This window comes from Caballeronia sp. LZ033 (genome assembly GCF_031451265.1).
GTDB lineage: Bacteria > Pseudomonadota > Gammaproteobacteria > Burkholderiales > Burkholderiaceae > Caballeronia.
Map to the genome: position 1 here is coordinate 1,328,469 of NZ_JARUXQ010000003.1, position 24,967 is coordinate 1,353,435.

At 64.5% G+C, this 24,967-nt stretch carries 22 protein-coding genes and 1 pseudogene; 15 read left to right on the plus strand and 8 right to left on the minus strand.

What is annotated here, in order from left to right; genetic code table 11:
• Positions 1-5: 5 nt before the first annotated feature.
• Together QCE62_RS27275 and QCE62_RS27280 are read left to right on the plus strand one after the other, a co-directional pair.
• The gene (locus QCE62_RS27275) at positions 6-2,876 is read left to right on the plus strand and encodes an EAL domain-containing protein (protein ID WP_309925204.1); all 2,871 of its coding nucleotides are present in this window, start codon (positions 6-8) and stop codon (positions 2,874-2,876) included.
• 317 nt (positions 2,877-3,193) lie between these two features.
• A complete protein-coding gene (locus QCE62_RS27280) occupies positions 3,194-4,330 on the plus strand; it encodes a porin (protein ID WP_309925206.1) in 1,137 nt (378 codons plus the stop codon).
• A 42-nt stretch (positions 4,331-4,372) separates the two neighbouring features.
• Here the strand turns inward: QCE62_RS27280 and QCE62_RS27285 are convergent, their stop codons facing one another.
• Entirely contained in the window at positions 4,373-5,521 is a 1,149-nt protein-coding gene (locus tag QCE62_RS27285; protein ID WP_309925208.1) for an NAD(P)/FAD-dependent oxidoreductase, read from the minus strand.
• A 276-nt stretch (positions 5,522-5,797) separates the two neighbouring features.
• On the opposite strand from QCE62_RS27285, the gene QCE62_RS27290 reads away from it, so the two are divergent.
• From QCE62_RS27290 to QCE62_RS27310, 5 genes are all read left to right on the plus strand, one after another.
• A complete protein-coding gene (locus tag QCE62_RS27290; RefSeq protein WP_309925211.1) occupies positions 5,798-7,921 on the plus strand; it encodes a hypothetical protein in 2,124 nt (707 codons plus the stop codon).
• A gap of 107 nt (positions 7,922-8,028) precedes the next feature.
• Entirely contained in the window at positions 8,029-8,490 is a 462-nt protein-coding gene (locus QCE62_RS27295; protein WP_309925214.1) for a hypothetical protein, read from the plus strand.
• Between the two features lie 125 nt (positions 8,491-8,615).
• Positions 8,616-9,098: a molybdopterin-dependent oxidoreductase gene (locus QCE62_RS27300; protein WP_309925344.1), complete on the plus strand. Its 483-nt coding sequence runs from the start codon at positions 8,616-8,618 to the stop codon at positions 9,096-9,098.
• Positions 9,095-9,646: a nitrogen fixation protein NifQ gene (locus QCE62_RS27305; RefSeq protein ID WP_309925216.1), complete on the plus strand. Its 552-nt coding sequence runs from the start codon at positions 9,095-9,097 to the stop codon at positions 9,644-9,646. The genes QCE62_RS27300 and QCE62_RS27305 overlap by 4 nt, the downstream gene beginning before the upstream one ends.
• A gap of 37 nt (positions 9,647-9,683) precedes the next feature.
• Entirely contained in the window at positions 9,684-10,085 is a 402-nt protein-coding gene (locus tag QCE62_RS27310) for a LysR family transcriptional regulator (RefSeq protein ID WP_309818066.1), read from the plus strand.
• 17 nt (positions 10,086-10,102) lie between these two features.
• On the opposite strand, the gene QCE62_RS27315 is transcribed toward QCE62_RS27310, so the two are convergent.
• Positions 10,103-11,404, minus strand: coding sequence for a DUF2325 domain-containing protein (locus QCE62_RS27315; protein ID WP_309925218.1), 1,302 nt, complete (start codon positions 11,402-11,404; stop codon positions 10,103-10,105).
• Positions 11,405-11,690: 286 nt separating this feature from the next.
• Between QCE62_RS27315 and QCE62_RS27320 the strand changes: the two are divergent.
• A pseudogene (locus QCE62_RS27320) lies at positions 11,691-11,909 on the plus strand (biotin/lipoyl-containing protein); the annotation flags it as partial.
• Between the two features lie 168 nt (positions 11,910-12,077).
• Positions 12,078-13,487: a dihydrolipoyl dehydrogenase gene (gene lpdA, locus QCE62_RS27325; RefSeq protein ID WP_309925346.1), complete on the plus strand. Its 1,410-nt coding sequence runs from the start codon at positions 12,078-12,080 to the stop codon at positions 13,485-13,487.
• On the opposite strand, the gene QCE62_RS27330 is transcribed toward lpdA, so the two are convergent.
• On the minus strand, positions 13,484-16,939 hold the full coding sequence (locus QCE62_RS27330) for a response regulator (protein ID WP_309925220.1): 3,456 nt from the start codon (positions 16,937-16,939) through the stop codon (positions 13,484-13,486). The genes lpdA and QCE62_RS27330 overlap by 4 nt on opposite strands.
• A 374-nt stretch (positions 16,940-17,313) precedes the next feature.
• On the opposite strand from QCE62_RS27330, the gene QCE62_RS27335 reads away from it, so the two are divergent.
• A complete protein-coding gene (locus tag QCE62_RS27335) occupies positions 17,314-17,628 on the plus strand; it encodes a hypothetical protein (protein ID WP_309925223.1) in 315 nt (104 codons plus the stop codon).
• Here QCE62_RS27335 and QCE62_RS27340 read toward each other — a convergent pair.
• Entirely contained in the window at positions 17,622-18,563 is a 942-nt protein-coding gene (locus QCE62_RS27340) for a LysR substrate-binding domain-containing protein (RefSeq protein ID WP_309925225.1), read from the minus strand. The two genes, QCE62_RS27335 and QCE62_RS27340, sit on opposite strands and share 7 nt — an antisense overlap.
• 253 nt (positions 18,564-18,816) lie before the next feature.
• Between QCE62_RS27340 and QCE62_RS27345 the strand changes: the two genes are divergently transcribed.
• The 5 genes from QCE62_RS27345 (at position 18,817) to QCE62_RS27365 (ending at position 23,038) form a co-directional block, all read left to right on the plus strand.
• Positions 18,817-20,076, plus strand: a complete 1,260-nt coding sequence (locus QCE62_RS27345) for an aromatic ring-hydroxylating dioxygenase subunit alpha (protein WP_309925228.1) — start codon at positions 18,817-18,819, stop codon at positions 20,074-20,076.
• Positions 20,077-20,155: 79 nt separating this feature from the next.
• Positions 20,156-20,938 (plus strand): DeoR/GlpR family DNA-binding transcription regulator, encoded by a 783-nt coding sequence (locus QCE62_RS27350; protein ID WP_309925230.1) that lies wholly within the window; start codon positions 20,156-20,158, stop codon positions 20,936-20,938.
• Positions 20,935-22,119, plus strand: coding sequence for an MFS transporter (locus tag QCE62_RS27355; RefSeq protein WP_309925232.1), 1,185 nt, complete (start codon positions 20,935-20,937; stop codon positions 22,117-22,119). The genes QCE62_RS27350 and QCE62_RS27355 overlap by 4 nt, the downstream gene beginning before the upstream one ends.
• A complete protein-coding gene (locus QCE62_RS27360) occupies positions 22,116-22,499 on the plus strand; it encodes a VOC family protein (protein WP_309925235.1) in 384 nt (127 codons plus the stop codon). The genes QCE62_RS27355 and QCE62_RS27360 overlap by 4 nt, the downstream gene beginning before the upstream one ends.
• A gap of 95 nt (positions 22,500-22,594) precedes the next feature.
• The gene (locus QCE62_RS27365) at positions 22,595-23,038 is read left to right on the plus strand and encodes a DUF2501 domain-containing protein (RefSeq protein WP_309925237.1); all 444 of its coding nucleotides are present in this window, start codon (positions 22,595-22,597) and stop codon (positions 23,036-23,038) included.
• Between the two features lie 69 nt (positions 23,039-23,107).
• Here QCE62_RS27365 and QCE62_RS27370 read toward each other — a convergent pair whose 3' ends face one another.
• The 4 genes from QCE62_RS27370 to QCE62_RS27385 form a co-directional block, all read right to left on the minus strand.
• Positions 23,108-23,464 carry a hypothetical protein gene (locus QCE62_RS27370; protein WP_309925239.1) on the minus strand — a complete coding sequence of 119 codons (357 nt, stop codon included), beginning with the start codon at positions 23,462-23,464 and terminating at the stop codon, positions 23,108-23,110.
• A gap of 176 nt (positions 23,465-23,640) precedes the next feature.
• Positions 23,641-23,859, minus strand: coding sequence for a hypothetical protein (locus QCE62_RS27375; protein ID WP_309925240.1), 219 nt, complete (start codon positions 23,857-23,859; stop codon positions 23,641-23,643).
• 97 nt (positions 23,860-23,956) lie between these two features.
• Entirely contained in the window at positions 23,957-24,700 is a 744-nt protein-coding gene (phbB, locus tag QCE62_RS27380) for an acetoacetyl-CoA reductase (RefSeq protein WP_309925242.1), read from the minus strand.
• Between the two features lie 161 nt (positions 24,701-24,861).
• Positions 24,862-24,967: hypothetical protein (locus QCE62_RS27385; RefSeq protein WP_309925348.1), on the minus strand; the 106-nt coding region annotated here is incomplete at its 5' end.

The following is a 24,967-nucleotide window of genomic DNA, read 5'->3' on the forward strand; positions in this document are numbered from 1 at the left end:
AACGTATGAACGACGAAGACTTCCTGACTTGCGGCCACGCGGACGCGTCCAGCGAACTGGTGTATCGACGGCTCGTGCAGAGCATCACCGGCTATGCCATCTATATGCTCGACGTGGACGGCATCATCACGACCTGGAACGCGGGCGCGCAGAAGGCGAAGGGCTATGCCGCCGATGAGATCATCGGCCGCCATTACGGCTGCTTCTATTCCGTCGAGGAACGGCTGGACGACCTGCCCGGCCGCAATCTGGAAACCGCGCGCACCACCGGCAAGTACGAAGCCGAAGGCTGGCGCGTGCGCAAGGACGGCAGCCGCTTCTGGGCGCACGTGGTCATCGACGCATTGCGCGACGAACACGGCGTCCTGTTCGGCTTCGCGAAGATCACGCGCGACTGCACCGAACAACGGCGCGTCAGCGAATACGCGTTCGATCAGGAACGGCGCTTCCGCTTCCTCGTGCAAAGCGTGACCGACTATGCCATCTACATGCTCGACATCAATGGCATCGTGTCGAACTGGAATGCCGGCGCGCAACGCACGAAAGGCTATAGCGCGGATGAGATCGTCGGCCGGCATTTCAGCTGCTTCTACACGCCCGACGATCAGGCCGCGGGCCTGCCCGCCCGCAGTCTCGCGACGGCGCTCGCGCAGGGCAAGTACGAGACCGAGAGCTGGCGCGTGCGCAAGGACGGCACGCACTTCTGGGCGCATGTCGTCATCGACCCGATCTACGACGACAACGGCGAGCTGTTCGGCTTCGCCAAGGTCACGCGCGACCGCACCGAAGCCCGCGCATTGCAGAAGCAGACGCGCGATCACGAGCGCAGCTTCCGGCTCCTGATAGAAGGCGTCACCGACTACGCGATCTACATGCTCGATGCGAACGGCATCGTGTCGAACTGGAACGCCGGGGCGCAGCGCGCGAAGGGTTACAAGGCGAGCGAGATCGTCGGCAAGCATTTTTCCTGTTTCTACGATCCGCGCGACCAGGAACAAGGGCTGCCGCAACACGGACTCGACACCGCGCGCGCCCATGGCAAGTTCGAGGCACTGGGCTGGCGCTTCCGCAAGGACGGCACGAAGTTCTGGGCGCACGTGCTGATCCAGCCGATCTACGACGATCGTGGCGACCTGTTCGGCTTTGCCAAGATCACGCGCGACTGCACCGAGCAGCGCGAGACCTCGCTGGCGCTGGAAGAGACCACGCGCAATCTCGACCTCGCGCTGGAAAACATGCTGCAAGGCTTGTGTCTGTTCAACCGGCGCGGCCGTCTGGTGCTATGCAACGACCAGTTCGCGCGCATCCTCTCGATTCCCGCCGACAGCCTGCCCGCCGGCATCTCGTTGCGCACCGTGCTGCGCCGCATCTGCGACCGCAAGACCGGCGCGCGCGACGATGCGGTCAATGCAGTCGACGAACTGCGCCGCAAACTGCTGCGCGGCTCCGCGCCGGGAACAGAGCAGACCACCATCGAATTCCAGCACCTCGGCCGCAGCATCGGGGTCGTGACGCGGCTGCTGTCGCATGGCGGCTGGGTATCGACGATCGAGGATGTCACCGAGCGCCGCGCCGCCGAACGGCGCATCTCGCATCTGGCGCATCACGATCACCTGACGGACCTGCCGAATCGCGTGAGCTTCAAGGAACGCCTGGAGCATCTCGTCGATGCCGTCACGCCCGAGCATCCGTTCGCCCTGCTCTATCTCGATCTCGACCGCTTCAAGGTGGTCAACGACACGCTGGGCCATCATGCGGGCGACGAACTGCTCAAGGCGGTGTCGCAGCGGCTGGGCTCGCTGTTGCGCGCAAGCGATCAGCTGGCGCGCCTGAGCGGCGACGAGTTCACCATCCTGCAGACGTGGGCCCGCACACCGGACGATGCCGCCGCCCTCGCGCAGCGTTGCATCGACGCGCTGGTGACGCCGTTCGAGATCGTCGGCAATGAGGTGACGGTGGGAGTGAGCATCGGCATCGTGTGCTGCACGGTAGGAAGCGTCGATGCCGACAATGTCCTGCAGCAAGCCGATCTCGCGCTCTACAAGGCCAAGCGCGAGGGCCGCAACTGCTTTCGCATCTACGAGCGCGGCATGAACGATCCGCTGCGCCTGCGTAACGAACTCGAAGACGACCTGCGCCGCACGCTGCGCGCGGACGAACTCGAAGTGCATTACCAGCCGATCGTCGATGCCCGCAGCGGCCGCACCACCGCCTGCGAAGCGCTGCTGCGCTGGCATCATCCGAAGCGCGGGCTGATCTCGCCGGCCGAATTCATTCCGATTGCGGAAGAGCGCGGCCTGATGCCGGAAATCGGCGCGTGGGTCATGCAGCGCGCGTGCCGCGATGCCGCGAAATGGCCCGCCCATGTGCGGCTCAGCATCAACGTTTCGCCGGCGCAATTGCTCTATGAAGACTTCACGCGGGTGCTGCTGCGTTCGCTCAACACGGCGGGCTTGCAGGCGCACAGGCTCGAGATCGAGATCACCGAGACCGCGCTGCTCGAAACCTCGGGCACGCCGCACCGCATTCTCAACGAGATCCGTACGCTTGGCGTGGGCGTCGCGATGGACGACTTCGGCACGGGCTATTCATCGCTGAGCATCCTGCAAAGCTTTCCGTTCACGCGGGTGAAGATCGATCGCGGCTTCGTCAACGGTCTTGGACGCAATCCGAAGTCGGCGGCGATCGTGCGCGCCATCAGCGAACTATGCCGCAGTCTCGGCCTGCCGATCACGGCGGAAGGCGTGGAGACGGCCGAGCAACGGCAAGCGCTGCTCGGCGAGCATTGCGATGAACTGCAGGGCTTTCTGCTGTCGCGCGCGCTGACGACGCGGGCCGTCGAGTCGTGGCTGATCAAGGAATCTCTCCCGCAATAGGCCGAGCGCTATTCGTTTCGCTCTCGTTGGATCTTCCAGAAAGTTACCGCATTTGACGGCGCTTGAATGCGGCTGACTGCGATTGACGCATGGCCCCGCGCGAACACTTTGTTTCAAAACGCGTTTTCTCTTTAGTGCCGCGCCTGAAGCCGCGCACGCCCAACATTCCGTAACGAATGCACGAACGAACGGCGTCGGAGCCCGTGATTTAATCCGGCCTCCGACGCGTCGACCGGTCGATCGGACGGGCTGTTCGCGCGAGGCATGCACGTCTTGCGCAACACAGGCACATCCTCAAGCTCTCTTGGAGAAACACAGTGAAGAAATCCTTATTCGCGCTGACCGTGCTCGGCACCGTCGCGGGCGCGGCGCATGCACAGAGCAGCGTGACGCTCTACGGCCTCATCGACGCGGGGCTGACCTATACGAACAACCAGGGCGGCTCGCATAACATTCAGGCGACGAGCGGCGCCGTCAACGGCAGCCGCTGGGGCCTGCGCGGCGCGGAAGATCTCGGCGGCGGGCTGAAGGCGATCTTCACCCTGGAAAACGGCTTCAACATCATGAACGGCAATCTCGGGCAGAACAGCCGCGAGTTCGGCCGGCAGGCGTTCGTCGGTTTGTCGAGCAATCAGCTGGGCGCGCTCACGCTCGGCCGGCAGTACGATTCCGTCGTCGATTATCTCGGCCCGCTCGCGCTCACCGGCACGCAATTTGGCGGAACGCAGGCCGCGCATCCGTTCGACAACGACAACCTCGACAACTCGTTCCGCGTCAGCAACGCCGTCAAGTATCAGAGCGTGAACTACGGCGGCTTCAAGTTCGGCGGCCTGTATGGTTTCTCGAACGAGGCCGGCGGCTTCGCGACGAATCGCGCTTATAGCGTCGGTGCGTCGTATGCGTTCGGGCCGTTGAACGTGGCAGCGAGCTACATGCAGTTGAACAACGCAGGCGCGACGCTGAACGCGAGCGGCGCGGTCAGCGACGACGCAACCTTCGCGGCAAGCCGTCAACGCACCTTCGGCGCCGGCGTCAGCTATGCGTTCGGCCCGGCGCAGGCAGGCTTCGTCTTCACGCAGACGCGGCTCGACGGCGCGACCGGCATCGGTGCATCGGCATCGGGCGTGACGGGCGGCATCACGCTCGACGGCGGCAGCGCGCGCTTCACCAACTACGAAGTCAACGGCCGCTATAACCTGACGCCCGCGTGGTCGCTGTCCGGCGCCTATACCTTCACCGACAGCCATCTGCAGGGCGTCGATCCGAAGTGGAATCAGATCAGCCTGCAAACGGCGTACGCGCTCTCGAAGCGCACCGACGTCTATCTGCAAGGCGTGTATCAGCACGTGAGCGATACGGGCGACTCGGGCATCACGGCGGCGATCAACGGTCTGTCGGCGTCATCGACGAACAGCCAGGTTTCGGCGACGGTGGGCTTGCGGCATCGTTTCTGAGTACGACGGGCTTGGCGTGGGCACGGCGTTCGCGGCGGTGCTTCAATGTGCCGCGAACAGTTCCACCACGCTCTGCGGCGCGTGTTCGCCGAAGAATCGCTCGTGGTTGCGAGCGGTTCGATCGGCGAATGCGGCGCTGCGTGAGAACAGCGCGTTTTCGTAGGCCTCGAGCGCTTTTTCGATGTTGTCGCGATGTTCGCACAGCGCCAGGCCCAGTGCGGCGCCGTCCTGGATGGCAAGGTTGGCGCCTTCGCCGGCGAACGGCGACATCAGGTGCGCCGCATCGCCCACGAGGGTCACGCCTTCAGTTTCAGTGCGTGCCCAGTGATGATGGGGCGGCAGGGCGTGGATCGGGCGGATCACGAGGTCCGTCTCGCTATTCAGTATCAAGGCTCGAAGCTCGGCAGCCCATCCTTCGAATTCATGCGCGAGTCGGGCCAGCGAGGACGAGCGCTTGGCGAAGTCGATCGTGTCGAACCAGTCTTCCGGCTTCTGCAACGCGACGTACACACGCACCGTGCCATCCGCGTAGCGGTGCGCAAGGATGCCCTTCCCCGGTTCTACCGCCATCAGCGTTCCCGTTTCGATTGCAGTCGATACTGTCGAGCCGGACGGATGGCTGGTCTCCATGAAGGTCGTGCCAGTGTACGCCGGCTTTGCAGCGGACACGAGCGGCCGAACCCGGGACCATGCGCCATCGGCACCGATCAATAACGCTGTGCGCTCGGTTACGCCGTTCTTGAATGCGATCTCGTGGTTGCCCTCTTGCAGACGGCTCACACGGGTCAGTTTGTGGCCCCAGCGGATCGTATCGGCCGGTAGCGAATCGATCAGCATGCGACGCAACGCGCCTCGGTCGACTTCAGGCCGCGTGGGTGCGGCGGAGGCGGGCTGGTCGAACAGGATGGTCGCGTGTCTGTCGACCACACGCTTGGCGTCCTCGCCTGGAAGCACGAGATCGAGAAAGCGATCGTAGAGGCCCGCGGCTTTCAGGCCTGCCTGGCCGTTGTATTCGTGGATGTCGAGCAGGCCGCCCTGTGAGCGCGCGTCGGGAGAGGGTTCGGCTTCGTAGATCGTCGAACGAAATCCGTTGATGTGCAGGACGCGAGCGAGCGTCAGGCCGCCCAGGCCAGCACCGATGATTGCAATGCGGGCCGCTGCGACGTTCGAGGAAACGAGGGGTGGGTTCATGGCGCGTTCCGATAAGTACGAGCGAATCGCGCGGAAACACGACGGCTCGTAACGGTTCCGACAGGGTGTCGGAGGAAACGCTGGTCAGCCCGAACCGAGTGGTTGGGTGACGTGTGCGCGGTCTTTCGATCAGCGGTTAAGGGCGCTTGCGCGCTCAGGCTGATTTGGACGACCGTTTTTCGCGAATGTCAGACCGGGAGTATTGCATGGAAGGGCGTTGCGAGGGGAGAAGAACCGGGCGCTGATTGCGGTCCGCGCCCGGGTCTTGAGTCGATCGTGGGTGTGTCGATGGCACGAGGCCGGCCGGAACGTGCGAGTCCGGTCGATCTCGTGCTTTCTTGGTTTGTAGTTAGCGTTCTTGTGCTGGGGTTAGTGGTTGCCGCCGCCGCCACCACCGCCACCGCCACCGCCACCGCCTCCGCCACCACCGCCATTGCCGTGGCCGCCGCCGCCATTGCCGTGACCACCACCACCGTTGCCGTGGCCGCCACCACCGTTGCCGTGGCCGCCACCACCGTTGCCGTGGCCACCATCGCCATGGCCACCAACGCTGCCGGCTCCATGGCCGCCATCGCCGTGACCGCCGCTGCTGCCGCTGCCGCCGCCAACGCCGTGGCCACCGTCGCCATGGCCTCCATCGCCGTGACCACCGCTGCCGTTACCGCCGCCAACGCCGTGGCCGCCATCGCCATGGCCGCCGTCACCGTGACCACCGCTGCCGTTGCCGCCGCCAACGCCGTGGCCGCCATCGCCATGGCCGCCGTCACCGTGACCACCATCGCCGTGACCGCCGCTGCCATTGCCGCCGCCAACACCATGACCGCCGTCGCCATGACCGCCGTCGCCATGACCACCGCTGCCGTTGGCACCGCCGACACCGTGGCCGCCGTCGCCATGACCGCCGTCGCCGTGGCCACCATCGCCGTGACCACCATCGCCGTGACCGCCGCTGCCGTTGGCACCGCCGACACCGTGGCCGCCGTCGCCATGACCGCCGTCGCCGTGGCCACCATCGCCGTGACCGCCGCTGCTGCCGGTGCCACCGCCGACGCCGTGGCCGCCGTCGCCATGACCACCGTCACCGTGACCACCGCTGCCGTTGGCACCGCCGACACCGTGGCCGCCATCACCATGACCGCCGTCGCCGTGGCCGCCATCGCCGTGACCGCCGCTGCTGCCGGTGCCACCGCCGACGCCGTGGCCGCCGTCGCCATGACCTCCGTCACCGTGGCCACCATCGCCGTGACCGCTGCTGCCATTGCCGCCACCAACGCCGTGACCGCCATCGCCATGGCCACCATCGCCATGACCGCTGCTGCCATTGCCGCCACCAACGCCGTGACCGCCATCGCCGTGGCCGCCGTCACCGTGACCGCCATCGCCGTGACCACCGTCGCCATGACCGCCGTCGCCGTTGCCGTGGCCACCATCACCATGACCACCGTCACCATGACCGCCATCACCATGGCCACCATCGCCGTGACCGCCGTCACCATGACCACCGTCACCATGACCGCCATCACCATGGCCGCCATCACCATGACCGCCGTCGCCATGGCCACCGTCACCATGACCGCCATTGCCATGGCCGCCATCACCATGACCGCCGTCACCATGGCCACCGTCACCGTGGCCACCGTCGCCATGACCACCATCACCATGGCCACCGTCGCCATGACCACCATCACCATGGCCACCATCGCCATGGCCGCCATCACCATGACCGCCGTCGCCATGACCACCATCACCATGGCCGCCATCACCATGACCGCCGTCACCATGGCCGCCGTCGCCATGGCCACCATCGCCGTGGCCACCATCGCCATGACCGCCGTCGCCATGGCCATGACCGTCACCGCCGTGACCGTGACCATGACCGTTGCCGCCGCCATCACCCGTGCTGCCCCCTCCTGTACTACCTCCGCCTGTACTGCCCCCGCCCGTACTACCCCCTCCCGTGCTACCCCCTCCTGTACTACCCCCTCCCGTACTACCCCCTCCCGTACTACCCCCTCCTGTACTACCCCCTCCCGTACTACCCCCGCTCGTGCTACCCCCTCCACCCGTCCCACCCGAACCGCCACTCGATCCACCCACACCCGAACTCGAACCGCCCCCTTGCCCACCGGCGGACACAGCGCCGCCTCCCGACGTCGCGCCGCCTCCCTGACCGGATGCCCCGTTCCCGGCGCTACCGCTGCCGCTGCCCGTACCGGTGCTGCTGCCGGCGGTGCCGGTGCCCGACGTACCGTTGCTCCGGCTACCGCTCCTCAACGCAACCGAGCGTCCCGGCAACACGGCCGCCTGCGCCACAGACTGCGTGGCCGGTACAGCCGCGGCCATGGTCTGCGTCCCGACCACACAACCCGTCGATGTCAGGTTATTGCAAGCATCCTGTGAGGAAGCTGCATGTGAAAGATTCGACACCGCCGCAGCAATGACGAGCACGCTAAGCCTGAGTGCCGTCCTCAATTCATATTTGTTCGAGTTCCTCATGTTTTCCCCGTATGAGCAGTCGCGCCGCCTCTGGTGATGCGGATAACGCGATGTGGGGCAAGAATGGCAGTCTGGAAATGTTGTTCTGTGCGCTACTCAACCGAGCGCCCGGCGGCTGCGAGCAAGCACGTGCGTGTCCGCGCAGAAAACGTTTGCAGAAGACTCAAAAGCGACTGTCGCATTTACTTGGGACGATGACCAACCAGCGCAAGCTTTACCTTGAAATGATCCCGAAGCGCGCCGTTGGCGATCCAGATACCTCGTCGATTACTACGCCATCCGAACTAAAACTCTCAGGCAAGAATCCGTACAAATTGCTTTCTTTCCGATCAACGCAGAATGGATTACGAAAGAAACTCGCTGGCGCCTGCCGATGTCATGCTGACAACCAGCACACGCAGCGCCTTTCAAGAATCGAACACCGAAACCCTGAAAAGGCAGATACACGACATTTCCCGCAGAAGATGTCATGAGCGACGATCCCGTAATATATTCAGTGATACAGCGATGTCCGGCCCAAGCCGTCTTGAGCAGCCACGCCAACCCGTGCGCAGCTTTCGATGTCCTTTCGCTCATTCCAACCAGAAGCCCTGCTCACATGCTTTCACTCAGCCAGGAAATTCGCAGCCCGCACGTGGAGATCGGTGGCGCGGTGCGAATGCCTCTCAGGCTCGATGTTTCCGCGTTGCGCGAGTTCGCCTGCACGCGCATCGAGCCGTTCGATCTGATCTGCTTTTCGACCGGCCGTTATATTCGTCCGATGGGAAGCTATCGCGGCGTCCCGTTGCGCACGCTGCTGGACGCGGCGGGCGTGCGTCGGCCGGACAATACGGATTTCAAGCGCACGGTGTTCCTCGCGCAGGCGCACGACGGCTATGCCGTCACCTTCTCATGGCATGAGCTGTTCAACACGCCGATCGGCGCGCAAGTGATCGTCGCCTACGAATGCGCGGATCGCGAACTGGGTGTCGAAGACGGCCTGCCGGTGCTCGTATCCGGCGCGGACACGGTGCATGCGCCGCGGCACATGAAACGCCTCGTGCGCGTCGATGCTCACATTCTGGGAACCTCGCACCCATGAACGATGCCACGCGCGCGTTGCTGACTCACGCCGTCGCGCCCCCTTCCGCCGATACCGTGCTGTTCGCGCGGCTGATCGGCGCGCGCATCGAAGCGGGCGATACGGCCCTGCTGGGGCTCGATCGCATCGCACTCGCCGCATTGCTCGACCGTCATTTCCCGCACGCGTCGAATACCCCGGAAGCCCCGCGGCAGATCGTGCTGACGCCCCATCATGCGTTCGTCCGCCGTCTGCACGGCCTGCTGATGTGGCACGACCGCACCGCGACACACGCATGGCACGACGCACTGTGTCTCGCGACCATCATCTCGGCCGCGACCTTGCGTCCGGATCATCTCTGGCGCGACCTCGGTCTCGACGGCCGCGACGACGTCACCGACATGCTGCAGCGTCACTATCCCGCGCTGGTCGCGCGGAACACGGCGAATCTGCGCTGGAAGAAGTTTCTGGCTCAGGAAGTGGCCTGCGCGGAAGGCGTCGCGCCTACGTGCGCGCCGGGTTGTCCGGGCTGCGAGGATTACGCGTTCTGTTATCCGGGGCAGTCATAGCCCATCGCGCCGATGTCGTTCGTGTATTCTCTCGGGCATGGCGACGACCCTCAAATCCAAGGACAGCGCAAAGGAAGCGGACACGGCAAAGCAGCCGGCCGAAGTGCGCTTTCGCATGCGCATCACCAAAGGCGAAACCATCGCGCTCGGTCCGGGCAAGGTTGCGCTGCTCGAAGCGATCCGCGAGCAAGGTTCGATATCGGCGGCCGCACGCAGCCTTGACATGTCGTACCGGCGCGCGTGGCTGCTCGTCGACGAACTGAACCGCTCGCTCAAGTCACCCGCGACGCTCTCCGAGCAAGGCGGCCAAAGCGGCGGCGGCTGCGTGCTCACGCCGGTCGGCGAACGCATCATCAAGCTGTATCGCGATGTCGAAGCTCAGGCCGAGGCAGCCTGCGCCCGGCAGATCGCTTCTCTCACGCAATTGCTCAAACCCTGAGCCCCGAAGCTTTCCTGCTAGCCGTGACGCAGACAGAAGGCCGATGGCGGCGGTGACGCCGGGTTCACATCCCGCGCGCCCGCGCCAAGCCGCCCGACGAACTCCACGAAACTCGCCACGCTCGCCGTACGCAGCGGTGAATACGGCACGCCGTGACGCTCGCAAACACGCTTGAGCCTGTTCATCGAATCGTGATCGATGCAATCGACGGGAAACAGCACCGCGTCGGCATTCGGCAGCGCCGCCGCAAGCAAGCCCTTGCGATCTTCGATGCCGCCATCGTGCACAACCAGTTCGCCGCCCGCCGCAGCCGTCAGCGACCTGAGCAGCGCATTCGAATTCGGCCTCCCGCCCACATACACGATGCGCTTCCCTTCCAGCCATTCGACCGCGCGCCGGCGTGTCTCGGGCTCATCGCCGGCGGCGAGCGTCGCGCGTTCGAGCGCCGCGCATTCCGCCTGCACCACCTTCAACAACGCCTGCGTCTCGCCCAGGCTGTTGCGCAATGCGCGCGACTGTTCCTCTTCCTGCAGCACGCGCTGCTCGACACTTTCACGACGGCTCGTATGCAGCGCCAGGCGCCGCTCGCCGTCCTCGACCTTCTCGCGCAGACGCTCGATTTCGTCTTCGAGTTCGATGGTCGAGCGTTCCGGCTTGCGCGCGGCCAACTGCAAGGCAAGCTCATGCGCCTGCCTGACGGCGGCATCGCGTTCGGCGCTCAATTCCAGCACCCGCGCCTGCTGGCGCTCCAGCTTGTCGCCGAGTTCCTGGTTGTCGGCTTCGAGCGCGACCAGACGCCGAATGTCCGCGCGATTCGCCGCGCCGACCAGATGCGACAGCATGTGCAGTTCGCCGAACGCGTACTGTCGCACTTCGATGCTCGCGTGCGGATGCGACATCACGGCCCAGTAAGCAGGCGGAATGTCGCCGGATTTGAGCGCTTCGTTCCACAGATCGAGCAGCGCCTGGGTATCGCGCGCGCTGTCGAAGCGGCGGATCGCGCCTGAATACCGTTCGTCGAGCGCCTTGTGCAGCGCCTTCGCACCCGCGCCGCCGGCAATGGCCAGCTCGACCGCCGCGTGATGGATCTCCAGATCGCTCGCGTGATAGCGGTCGAGGTCGGTGAACTTCGGCACGAGCTTGCGCAGCTCGCCCGTCGAAAGACACGTACCGATGACCGAGCAGTGCAGATGCGAGTCCAGTTCCGCGAGGCGCGCGCGACGGCGCACCGGACGCGGAACGGCCTCGCCCGGCTGGCAGCAGGCGTCGCCATGCGCATGGGCATGCGTGCGCGCGAGTTGGAACGGCGGGGTTTGCATGATCACCTCGGGCTCGATCGGCAGGGCCAGGACGAGCGCGGATGCCGCGCGCAGACGCGACATGGCGCCCCGGCAAGATCAGTCGAAAGCTTTTTCGCAATATACCACCGAATATAGCGACGACGAAAACGCACCGGCCGTCCGTGCCTTGCCGCGCGCGGGCTACGGACACGGCGTATCCTACGACTTCGGCGCGCCGGGCCGGCCGTGCAAGGTCGCGTCCGCAAGGCGCCGCGCCGGACGTTTCCAATCGCGAACAACGCGCTCGCTCACAAGGAGAATCTGAATGGCCAGGGTTGAAGTCAAGGTTCCGCAGCTTTCCGAATCCGTCACTGAAGCGACGATGCTGCCGTGGAAGAAAAATGCGGGCGACGCCGTGGCACAAGACGAAACGCTCGTCGAACTGGAAACTGACAAGGTTGTGCTCGAAGTGCCCGCGCCCGGCGCCGGCACGCTCGTGGAAGTGCTGAAGAAAGCAGGCGACATCGTTCACGCCGATGAAGTGCTCGCCGTGATCGATACCGAAGCGAAGGCATCGGCGGCCCCTGCGGCAGCTGAGAAGCCGGCAGCAGCCGCTGCACCCGCAACGCCTGAGAAGCCCGCAGCACCCGCGCAAGCCGCCGCACCCGCGCCCGCATCCGCCCCGGCCGGTCAGAAAGCCGATTTCGACGTCATCGTGATCGGCTCAGGGCCGGGCGGCTATATCGCCGCGATCCGCGCCGCGCAACTCGGCCGCAAGGTCGCCTGCGTCGAGGAATGGATCAATCCGGCGGGCAAGCCGAAACTCGGCGGCACCTGCCTGAACGTCGGCTGCATTCCGTCTAAAGCGTTGCTGGCATCGTCGGAGGAATTCGAGAAGGCCAGCCTTCACTTCGGCGACTTCGGCATCAAGATGGACAACCTGTCCGTCGATGTCGAGAAGATGGTCGGACGCAAGGAAGCGATCGTCGAAAAGATCACCGGCGGCGTGGAATTCCTGTTCCGCAAGAACAAGATCACCTGGCTCAAAGGTCACGGCAAGCTCGCCGGCAAGGATGGCGGCAACTTCAAGATCGAAGTGAGCGGCGACGGCAAGAGCGAAAGCCGCACCGCGCAGCACGTGATCATCGCGACGGGCTCGAAGGCGCGGCATCTGCCGAACGTGCCGGTGGACAACAAGATCGTCTCCGACAACGAAGGCGCCCTCGCCTTCACCTCCGTGCCGAAGAAGCTCGCGGTGATCGGCGCGGGCGTGATCGGGCTGGAACTCGGCTCGGTGTGGCGTCGGCTCGGCGCGGAAGTGACGATTCTCGAAGCGCTGCCCGAATTCCTCGGCACCACGGATATCGCGCTGCAAAAGGAAGCCGCCAAGCTGTTCAAGAAGCAGGGCCTGGCCATTCATCTCGGCGTCAAGATTGACGGCGTGAAGACGACGGATTCGAGCGTGTCGATTTCCTACCAGGACAAGGACGGCAACGCGCAGACGCTGGACGCGGACCGGCTGATCGTGTCGATTGGCCGCGTGCCCAACACCGACAATCTCGGCCTCGATTCAATCGGTCTGGCGGCCGATGAGCGCGGCTTCATTCCCGTCGACGGTCATTGCGCGACGAAGGTGCCGAACGTGTACGCGATCGGCGATGTCGTGCGCGGCCCGATGCTCGCCCACAAGGCCGAGGACGAAGGCGTGCTGGTGGCGGAGATCATCGACGGGCAGAAGCCGCATATCGACTACAACTGCATTCCGTGGGTGATCTACACGCACCCGGAGATCGCGTGGGTCGGGCAGACCGAGCAGGCGCTGAAGGCGGAGGGCCGCGAGGTCAAGGCAGGGCAGTTTCCGATGCTCGCCAATGGCCGCGCAATGGGCATCGGCGAGACCGATGGCTTCATCAAGATCATCGCCGATGCCAAGACCGACGAGATTCTCGGCGTGCATATCATTTCGGCGAACGCGTCGGATCTGATCGCGGAAGCCGTTGTCGCGATGGAGTTCAAGGCGGCGGCGGAGGATATCGGACGGATTTGCCATCCGCACCCTTCGCTTTCGGAGGTGATGCGCGAAGCGGCGCTCGCGGTGGACAAGCGGGCGTTGAATATTTAAACGCGCCGCGCCATCCACACCCTCAACAACGAGTAAAGCCGGTCGATGTCGATCGGCTTTGCCAGATAGTCACTCGCCCCCGCCGCGAGACACTGTTCCTGATCGTCCTTCATCGCCTTCGCCGTGATCGCGATGACCGGCAGCTTCCTGAAGCGCGCATCCTCGCGGATGCGCCGCGTCGCCTCCAGTCCGTCCATGCCCGGCATCATCACATCCATCAGCACGACGTCGATGCCCGGATTCTTGTTGAGCGCCTCGATCGCCTCGAAGCCGTTGCGGCCGATCTCCACCTTCAGCCCCTGATGCTCCAGCGCGCTCGACAGCGAGAAAATGTTGCGGATGTCGTCGTCCACCAGCAGCACGCGCCGGCCATCCAGCACGCGATCCCGCGAACGCGACACATGCAGCATCGCCTGGCGGTCCGCCGACAGATCCGTTTCCACCTTGTGCAGGAACAGCGTCACTTCATCGAGCAGACGTTCCGGCGAGCGCGCGCCCTTGATGATGATCGACTGCGAATAGCGCAACAACTCCGCTTCCTCGTCATGCGTCAGGTTGCGGCCCGTGTAGACGATCACCGGCGGGAACGAATAGGCGTCGATCGCGGCCATCTGGCGCAGCAGGTCGCCGCCCTGCATGTCCGGCAGTTTCAGGTCGATGATCATGCAGTCGAAGATCGTCGTCTTCAGCATGTCGAGCGCTTCGCGTCCGTATTCGACCGGCGTGATCTCCACGTCCGCATCGCTGATCAGTTCGACGATGCTCTGGCGCTGACGCGCATCGTCTTCCACCAGCAGCACGCGCTTGATCTTCTGGCTGCTCTTTTCCTCGAGCCGCTGGAAAATCTCCAGCAGTTGCTCGCGCGTGGTCGGCTTGACCGCATGGCCGATCGCCCCGAGATGCAGCGCCGCTTCGCTGCGGTCCGTCGCCGACACCACATGCACGGGAATATGCCGCGTCCGCGCATTCGCCTTCAGTTCCTGCAACAGCACCAGGCCCGAGCGGTCCGGCAAGCCGATGTCGAGCAGAATGGCGCTCGGCGCGCTCTCCTGCGCGAGCCGCAACGCCTCGCCTGCCGTGCCGCTCACGATGCAGCGATAGTCCAGCTCGTGCGCGAGATCGAACAGCACCTGGGCGAAGCGCGCGTCGTCCTCGACCACCAGCACGAGGCGACGGCCAGGCGCGGAATCCTCGTGGCGATCGTCGTCGATCACGCGGGCGGGCTCGACTGCTGCCATCGGTTCCACCACTTCAACTTCATCCACGGATTCCACCGGCTCCAAAGCTTGCGGAACTTCAACCGCCGCGTCATACGCAAGCGGCATCGTCAACGTAAAGGTGCTGCCCGTGCCCGGGACGCTGCGCACCGCAATCGTGCCGCCGAGCAAGTGCGCCAGGCTGCGTGAAATCGACAGGCCCAAGCCCGTGCCGCCGTAATGACGGCTCGTGGTGCCATCGGCTTGCTGGAACGCCTCGAAGATCGCATCGAGCTGATCCGTCGCGATGCCGATACCCGTGTCCTTTACTTCGAACTCCACCGCACGCGAGGAATCCGCGTTCCGCAGCGTCAGCGAAACGACGCCGGCATCCGTGAACTTGATCGCGTTCGACAGCAGATTCTTCAACACCTGTTCGAGCCGCCGCGCGTCGGTTTCGAGCGTCGGATAGCCGGCCATCTCGTTGCGCAGTTCGAGCGTGAGCTGCTTCTGCCGCGCGAGCGGTTCGAACGTGCGCCGCAGCGTTTCCACGATGCGTTGCAGCGGCACGTCCTCGATATGCAGATCCAGCTTGCCCGCCTCGACCTTCGAAAGATCGAGGATGTCGTTGATCAGGTTCAGCAGGTCGTTGCCCGCGGAATAGATGGTCTGCGCATACTTGATCTGATCGCCGTTCAGGTTGCCGCTCTTGTTCTCGGAAAGCAGCTTCGCGAGAATCAGCGAGCTGTTCAACGGCGTGCGCAGTTCGTGCGACATGTTCGCCAGGAACTCCGACTTGTAGCGGCTCGCGCGCTGCAACGCATCGGCGCGCGTTTCGAGTTCGCCCTGCGCCGCGTTGAGCGCCGAATTGCGCTCGTCGAGCACGCGCGCCTGCTCCGCCAGTTGATCGTTGGTCTGCTCCAGCTCGGCCTTCTGGTTCGCAAGATAAGCCTGTGCCTGGGAAAGCGCGGTCGTCTGCTGCTCCAGTTCTTCGTTGGTGGTGCGCAGTTCTTCCTGCTGCATCTGCAATTCTTCGTTCAGTTGCTGCGTTTCCTCCAGCACGCGCTGCAAGCGCTCGCGATACTGCGCCGCATCGACGAAATCGCCGATGTTCCGCGCCACCAACTCCAGGAACTGCCGGTCGCGCGGACTGAGCGCGTGCATCGCGCCGAGTTCGAGTGCGCCGTTCGCGCGCCCTTCGTTTTCGATCGGCACGATCACGAGGCTCGCCGGCGCGCTCCCGCCGAGCGCCGAGGTGACCTTCCAGTAACCGGACGGCACCTCGGCGACGCTCGTCAGCTTGCGCGCATGCACCGCTTGCCCGACCAGACTCGTCACGCCCGCCAGCGATCCCGGCACCGCCGTGCTGGCCGGATCGAAGCCGAAGCTGGCGGTGCGCTTGAGCGTGCCGTCGGCTTCGCGCACATAGAACGTGCCGAGCGAAATCTTCAGGTAATCGGAGAGGAAATCGAGAATGGACTGGCACAGCTGATCCAGCGTTTGCCGTCCGATGACCGTCTCCGCAAGCTGCCGCTGGCCATCGCGCAGCCACGCCTGCTCCTGGAGCGCTTTCGTCTGCCGTTCCTGTTCGTCGATCGCCGCGCCGAACGCGCCCGACAGGCCCATCAGCTCGCGCCGGCCGAACACCGCCAGCACGACCGAAAGCGCCAGGCTCAGGATCATGAACACGGCGACGGTAATCGTCGTCAGTTGCCTGGCGGATTCAATACGCTGCAAGCGCAGCGTCTGCTCGATGTTGAGAAAGGCGTCGAGCTCACGCCCGGATTCCGCGCGTTCCGCGGAACCGCGTCCGGCACGCACGAGCGCGGCGGAATCCTGCTGGCGGCGGCGCGCGTCGATCAGCGCGTCGGCCACCTTGTCCCATTGCGCCTGCAACGCGCGGATGCGGATCAGGCGGTCCACCTGCGGCGTGTTGTCGGACACGAGGCCCGCGAGCGTGTCGATATCCGCCGACAGCTTCGGCTTCGCCGTCTCATAGGGCGCGAGGAAGGACTCGTCGCCGGTCAGCAGGAAGCCGCGAACCGCGCTCTCCTTGTCGCTGACCAGCCGGCCGATCTCCTGCGCATTGCCGATTACGCGCTCGGAATGCTCGACCCAGTTGATGCCCGAAAGCAGATACAGCACGAGCGCCAGGAAGGCGACCGCCGTGACGATGCCCGTCGCGAGCGGCAGCGTGATGTTGCGCAGAAGAATCCGACGAAAGCTGGCCTCGTCGACACCGGACCGCAAGGGCATAAACAGCTCCGATTAAGCGTGGCGGCCGCCCGGCGAGAACCGGCTGTCTGGATGACGCCAATCGCCGCGGCCGTTTCTAAAGTTGTAATTGTGGTTCCAGCCGGTGCGCATCATAACCGCTTTGAATCCGCCGCGCGGGAGCCGCCGGACGGGTGGGCGAAGGGTACACCGTATCGGCTTCCGAAACGGACGCGGCCATCCTTGCGCCTCCCTGAATATTTGCGCGCGCCGCCTTACAATCGACGCACGGCATACAGCCGCCACGGCCACGAGGAAAGCGTCATCGGCCCGGAGAAAGTGCTTGCGAGTTGTTTCACCGGTTTTCGCGGCCCATTCCGGCCGCGCGACGTTCAACCGATCTCTCTGGAGAGGCTATGAAAGCAACGCTCGGCAGCAGACTTGCCGTTTCCCTGATGGCGGCCGTATTCGGGCTGTCGGTCGCGCCGCTCGCCAGCGCCCAGGACAGCGCCGCCACCAATGGCGCCACGCAGGCCGCGCCCACCACCAAGGCCGACCAGAAAGCGGCGCGCAAGGCCGCCCGCAAGCAGGCCCGCGCCAAGAAGAACGCCGAACTCAAGAAGCTCGAGGACGCCGGCTACAACCCGGCCGTGCGCGACGACGCCAAATATCCGCAGGACATCCAGGACGCGCAGAAGAAGGCCGGCATCGGCCGGGGCGCGAGTCAGTAAGCGGTTTTTCCGGCGCTGCCCGCGTCCTGTGACGCAGCAGCGCCCTCTTCCCGCTTGTCGGGCACGGCGGGTTCCTCATGCAGCCATTCGACCAGGCCGTCGATGGACGAGGTAATCGACCGTCCGTGCGGAACCACGATGTAGTACGCGTCGGCGGGCTTGCATGACGCCGTATGCAGCCGCACCAGTTCGCCCGACGCCAGGAAGTCCGTCACGAGCCGCGCCCAGCCGAGCGACACGCCCTGCCCGCAGCGCGCCGCCAGCACGGCATCGGAATAAATGCTGCAGCGAAGCGCGTAATTCAGGCGCGCCGGCCGATGCCCCACCGACGCAAACCACGCCTCCCAGCCCATCCAGCCTTCCGAAGTCGAATCCGAGCCGATCAGCGGCATCTGCGCGAGCGCTTCGAGCGTCTCCGGCGCCTCGTGTTCGCGCAGCCAGTCGGGCGAGCACACGGGGAACACTTCTTCGTCGAACAGATAGGTCGAGGTGCCGTCCGTCCAGGAACCGTCGCCGAAACGCACCGCGACATCGACTTCGTTGTGACGCAGGTCCGCGATGAACATCGGATCGGTCAGGCGCAACTGCAGCTTCGGTTGCAGCCGCTTCAGGCTGGCCAGACGGGGAACGAGGCGCAGCTGCGAGAAGGCGGCGGTGGACGCCAGCACGAGTTCGCGCTGCTCGAAACCGGTGGAAAGACGGTCGAACACGCCCGCGATCTTCTGCATCGACTCCGCGACCACCAGATAAAGCGACTCGCCTTCGCCCGTCAGCGAGATGGAGCGGTGCAGGCGATGGAACAGCCTCACGCCGAGCGTCTCTTCCAGCACCTTCACCTGCCGGCTGACGGCCGCCTGACTGACGCCCAGTTCGCTCGCCGCATGCGTGAAGCTGCCGAGCCGCGCGACGGCTTCGAACTCGACCAGCGCGGTCATGGAAGGAATGATCCGCCTGTAACCTTTGGGGCCTCTTGCATTCTTCATCTGACGACGGTTCCTGTCCGGTGAATACAGCGTTCGAAGACTGCGGCAGGCGCGATTCTGCCTCAATTTTCACGGCTCGATACGCATAACATAGAGTAATGCGAGACGGAGATTAAAGGACATTGACGCTCACAGGCGGCACTCCAATACTGCGCGTACGGCGGCTGGGAACGCCCGCCGGAAACACATTCCTCTGGAGCGCATCGTGTCAGCCACTCCCCACAAGACCCATCGCGAACTGCTCGACAGCCGGGAGCCCGGCTGCGGCTTTCCGGGCGAAGTATTCAGTCGGCAGGACGTGTTCGAGAACGATCTCGACGTCTTCTTCAGCAAGCTCTGGATTCTCGCCGGCGTGACAGCGGACATTCCCGAGCCGGGCGATGTCTCCACGGTCGAAGTGGGCCGGGCATCGATCATGATCGTGCGCGACGACGACGACAACATCCGCACCTATCGCAACGTCTGCCGTCATCGCGGTTCGCGGATCATGAAGGAGGCGGGCAAGGCGAGCGTCGGCATGCTGGTGTGTCCGTATCACCAATGGACCTACGATCTCGACGGCAGTCTCAAGCACGCCGCGCACATGGGCAAGGACTTCGACGCCAAGTGCAAGAGCCTGATCCCGGTCCATACGAAGGTGATCGGCAGCCATATCTACGTGTGTCTCGCCGATGATCCGCCGGAAGACGTCATGAAGCTCGATCAGGCGATGACGCCGCGCTTCGCGCCGCATCAGATGCAGCGCACGAAGATTGCGTTCGAGGCGGAGATCATCGAGAACGGCAACTGGAAGCTCGTGATCGAGAACAATCGCGAGTGCTATCACTGCGAAGGCACGCACCCCGAGCTGTCCAATTCGTTCCTGCCGGAAGACTTCGGCTACTGTCTCGACGGTCTCGGCGAGGAAGCCGTCAGGGACTACGAAGCCTATACGGCGCGCAACGAGAAAAGCCGCGAAGACTGGGAGCGGGACGGCTTCATCTGCGAGCTGGTGGAAGCCGTCGATGAAAGCGCGCAGACCAATTTCCGCACGCAGCGGCTCGTCATTGCGGGCAGCAACGAATCGCAGACGATCTCGACCCGCGTGGCCAGCACGAAACTCCTCGGCGATCTGCAACGCCGCGACCTCGGCGACGTGCATCTGTGGGGACACAATTCGTGGACCCACGTGATGAGCGATCACGCGGTTGTCGCCTTCATTCTGCCGATCGCGCCGGACAAGACCGTCGTGCGCACCAAGTGGCTGGTTCATGAGGATGCGGTGGAAGGCGTGGACTACGACGTGCCGACGCTCACGGAAGTCTGGCTCGCCACCACGCGCCAGGACGCCGATCTCGTCGCGAACACGCACAGCGGCACGCAGGATCCGGCCTATGTGCCGGGCCCGTATTCGCGCTACACCGAAACCGCGCTCGACCAGTTCTGCCGCTGGTATGACGCGCGTCTGAGCGAGCACGGCATCTGAAACTCTATTGACGTGCATGGTTCACATGCACGTTTATGCACGTTTACATTCTTGTTTGTGCACACTAGAATGCACACTCATGAATGAAGACATCCCACTCGCCCGCCGCGATGAGATCGCGGCGCGGCTCGCACAAGGCCAGCCGGTCGTCGCGGCGGCGCTCGCCACGGAATTCCATGTCTCGGAAGACGCCATCCGGCGCGATCTCCGCGCGCTGGCGGCGGAAGGCCGCTGCCGCCGGGTGTACGGCGGCGCGTTGCCGATCACGCCGGCATCGGCGCCCATGGCCAGCCGGATCGACCAGGCCCAGGAACGCAAGGCAGCGCTGGCGCGTGCGGCGGTGCCGCTGATCGAACCGGGCGAACTTCTGTTCCTCGACAGCGGCAGCACCAATCTCTCGCTGGTCGCCCTGCTTCCGGAAGACTTCGGCCTCACGGTCGCGACCAACTCCGTCGATATCGCCGCCGCCGTACTGCGCCGCGCCGACCTGCCGCTCATCATGACCGGCGGCGTCGTCGATCCGGCGGTCGGCGGGTGTGTCGATGCGCAAGCCATGCAGCAGGTCGCGCAGATGAACATCGACCGCTGTTTCATCGGCTCGTGCGCCATTTCGTCGAAGGCGGGCATCAGCGCCTTCTCGCTCGCCGACGCAAGCTTCAAACGCGCGGTGCTGGCCGCCAGCCGGCATGGCATCGTGCTCGCGCTCAACGACAAGTTCGACGCCCGCGCGCCGCATCGCATCGCCGCCGTCAAAGCGATCGGCAGCATTGTCGTCGAGCATGATCTGCCTCGTGCGGAACGAATGGCGCTGTCGAAAGGCGGCGCGTCCGTTCTGGCGGCTGCGGAGGCTGTCGGATCATGAACGCGCGTTCCCTTCCCGAGCAGCGTGCTTCAGAAGCGGCGCATCCGGCCGCGCGTCTCGCGACACGGCTCGCCTTCCTCGTCGCGGGCTTCGGCGTCGCGTGCTGGGCGCCGCTCGTGCCGTTCGCGAAGCAGCGTCTCGGCGTCGATGACGGCGTGCTCGGCATGCTGCTGCTCTGCATCGGTCTCGGTTCCGTCTTCGCGATGATGATGACCGGCGCGCTCAGCGCCCGCTACGGCAGCAAGCCGATCATCGTGGCGGGCGGGATCGGGCTGGCCGCCATTCTGCCGCTGCTCACGGTGGCCGACACGCCCGTCGCGCTCGGCATTGCCCTGCTCGGATTCGGCGCGTGTCTCGGCTCGCTCGATGTCGCGATGAACATCCATGCAGTCGAAGTCGAGCGCGCCGCGCAGCAACCGCTGATGTCCGGTTTTCACGCGCTGTTCAGCGTCGGTGGATTCGCCGGTTCGCTGCTCATGACGTTCCTGCTGTCGATGCACATCGGCATGTTACTGAGCGCGTCGTTGTGCGCGGTGCTCATGTTCGGCGCGATGATCGTGGCGCGTCCTCGACTGATCGAAACCGCCAGCGCGAACGACGCACCCTTGTTCGCCGTGCCGCGCGGCATCGTGCTGTTGCTGGCGGCGCTGGCGGCGATCACCTTTCTCGTGGAAGGCGCGTTGCTCGACTGGAGCGCGCTGCTGCTCACCAGCACCGGAATCGTCGCGGCCGCGCAGGGCGGACTGGGCTACATGGGCTTCTCGATCGCGATGACCGCAGGCCGTTTCGGCGGCGATGCATTGACGGCCCGCATCGGTGATCGCGCGATGGTGTTCTGGGGCGGGCTGCTTGCCATCGCGGGCTTCGTCGTGCTGCTGACCGCGCCGTCCGCCGTTGGCGCGATGAGCGGCTTCGTGCTGATCGGGCTTGGCGCTTCGAACGTGGTGCCGGTGTTGTTTCGACGCGCGGGCACCCAGCATGCGATGCCGTCCACGCTCGCCGTCGCGGCCATCACGATGACGGGCTATGCCGGGCATCTGCTCGGACCGGCGGGCGTGGGTTTCGTCGCGAAGGAAGTGGGCTTGCCTGGCGCGTTCTGGCTCCTGGCTGGTTTGCTTTGTTTCGTTCCCGTCTGTGCGCGGAGGGTGACCGCACGTGAGCCCAATGAGGTGCGTCAATGAACGTTGCGCACGTGGCGCTCTGGACGCGCGATCTAAAAACAGCGGCAGCATTCTGGCGCGCGCACTTCGGCGCGAAGATCGGAGAGCCGTATCACAGCCAGCGCCGGCCAGGATTCGTGTCCTGCTTCGTCACGTTGCCTGACGGCGGCGCGCAGATCGAGCTGATGACGGCGCCGTGGCTCGCAAATGCCGACATCGCCGATCACGTGGGCTGGGATCATCTCGCGATCGCACTCGGCAGCCGCGCGGCAGTCGACACGATGGCGCAGCGCTGCGGTGCGGAGGGCTTGCTGATCGCGGCGCCCCGCATCACGGGCGACGGTTTTTACGAAGCTGTCATAGCCGCGCCGGACGGCACGCGCATTGAAATTACGGCATAGCTGCGCACGGCGTTTCGCCATTCACGCTGTTGCGCTGCCCGCCAGGTGCCCCGCTGAAAACCAACTATAGTGGGAGTTCACCCAGCGGAGGCTCCATGATCTTTTCAAAACGACAGGTGGGCGCGGGCAGCATTCTCGTTGCGACCTTGCTCTGTTCATCCATCGCGCAGGCGCAGCTCGGCAACCTTCTCAATCAGGGAAAGAGCAGCGGTGGCGGTGGACTGGGTAGTCTGAGCGGCCTGGGAAACGGTTTGTCGATGGACTCGCTGACATCCAGTAGCACGGGCAATGTCGCCGGCGTGCTCGAGTTCTGCGTGAAGAACAACTATCTCGGCGGCAGTGCGTCGTCCGTCAAGGACGGCTTGATGAGCAAGCTCGGCGGCTCGCCTTCCACGGACAGCGGCTATACCGATGGCGCGAAAGGCGTGCTCGACAGCGGCGGCGGCAAGACGCTCGATCTCAGCGGCGGCGGACTCAAGGAGCAGATCACGAAGCAGGTCTGCGACAAGATTCTTGCTCAGGGCAAGTCGCTTCTGTAGTTCGCTGATGAGCTGACTTGCTTTGGCACCCGTGCTGTCATCGAGGTGTCTCAGCCCGATCCCCGCAAATCACTCGTCCCGCGCCGGCGCGACACCGCCCGAAGCCGTCGTCGCGTCCGGCACGCAGGTGAACGACACCTTCGCCGTCTGCTCTTCCAGCGAGCGCACGCCGCTCGTCGCTTCGGACTTCACCGAGACGCGTTGCGAGCGTTGCTTGCAATAGTCCGTTGCGGCATCCATCGCGGCCTTGCGCGCGGTGGCCCAGGACATGCGCGTGCCTGTAGCCTTGCCCGTGACGGTGTAGCTGTTCGGTTGCGGCCCGGCGGTGATATCGCTGGTCGTGCCGCATGCAGCGAGCAGAAGCGAGAGCGCGGATGCGCCGAGTACGTGACGCAAACGTAAGAGGGATTGAAGTGGATTCGACATGCGCTTGTGAACCGTGATGAATGAGGACGGCCCGAATGGTACAAGCGCCCGCGAATTTCTTCACGGATCAGAGGAAACAAAGTGCATCATCAAGCCGAAGGCAGCCGCCGCGCACGAGTGTCCGCGCGGCTCTCGTGGATTGACCGCTCACACCCCCGGCTGTTCTTGCGCATTGCTCAGACTTCGGCGATCCGCTCGAGCAAACGTTGCAGACGGGCGTATTGACAGGGCGCAAGCCCCGGCGTCGCCAGCGCCTGCACGACGCGCGCACGCCAGTACGTCTGCGAAAACAGCGAATTTGCGCCTTCGAGACTCAATACCTGTTCGAGATGTTCGATCGCCGCATCCAGATGGCCGACGCTATATGAAGGTGTGCCTTTGTAGAAATCATTCATGGGCACGATTGCTCTGGCGAGCGGTTGTTTCAGATGAAGAAACGCGCTGCTTCGGCAGCAGGGCGGCACACGTGCGACCGTGCGCCGCCGGCCATCCTTAGTTCATGTGCTGACCGCCGTTGATCGCGATGTTCGAACCGGTCACGAAACCCGCATCGTCCGAACACAGGAATGCGACGAGCGCCGCGACTTCTTCCGGCTTGCCGAGGCGGCCGGCCGGGATCTGCGGCAGGATCTTCGTGTCGAGGATCTCTTGCGGAATCGCCGTCACCATCTTGGTGGCGAGATAGCCCGGCGAGATCGTGTTGACGGTGACGCCCTTCTTCGCGACTTCGAGCGCGAGCGACTTCGTGAAGCCATGCATGCCGGCCTTGGCGGCCGAGTAGTTGGTTTGCCCAATCTGGCCTTTCGAACCATTCACCGACGAAATGTTGATGATGCGGCCCCAGCCGCGCGACACCATTTCCTCGCACACCGGCTTGGTCATGTTGAAGACCGAGTCGAGATTGGTGCGCAGCACGGCGTCCCAGTTCACCTTGGTCATTTTCTTGAAGGTGGTGTCCTGCGTGATGCCCGCATTGTTCACGAGGATGTCGATCGGACCGACTTCGGCCTGGATCTGCGCCACGCAGTGTTGGGCGGAATCATAGTCGGCGACGTCCACGGCGAATGCGCGGATGTTGCGGCCCCGGCGGTCCATGTCGGCGAGCCATTCATTCACCTTGGCGTTGCCCGGCGAATGCGTCACGACGACCGCATAGCCCGCGTCGTGCAGCTTGATGCTGATGGCCTCGCCCAGACCGCCCATGCCGCCCGTCACCACTGCGATTCGCTTAGTCATGCTGATACTCCTCTCGAACAGATCTCTCAGATTGATGAAACTCGGAATGGCACCGGCGCCTTCCCTTTATCCCGACGCTTGTAATGATCTTGATGGTGCGTCGGGTCGCGTCTTCGCGGCGCCGGTGTGTACTTCGTGCTGCGTTGATACGTTGCGTGGACTTACAGACGTTCCACCGCCAGCGCCACGCCCATGCCGCCGCCGATGCACAGCGACGCCAGACCCTTCTTCGCATCGCGCTTCTGCATTTCGTGCAGCAGCGTCACC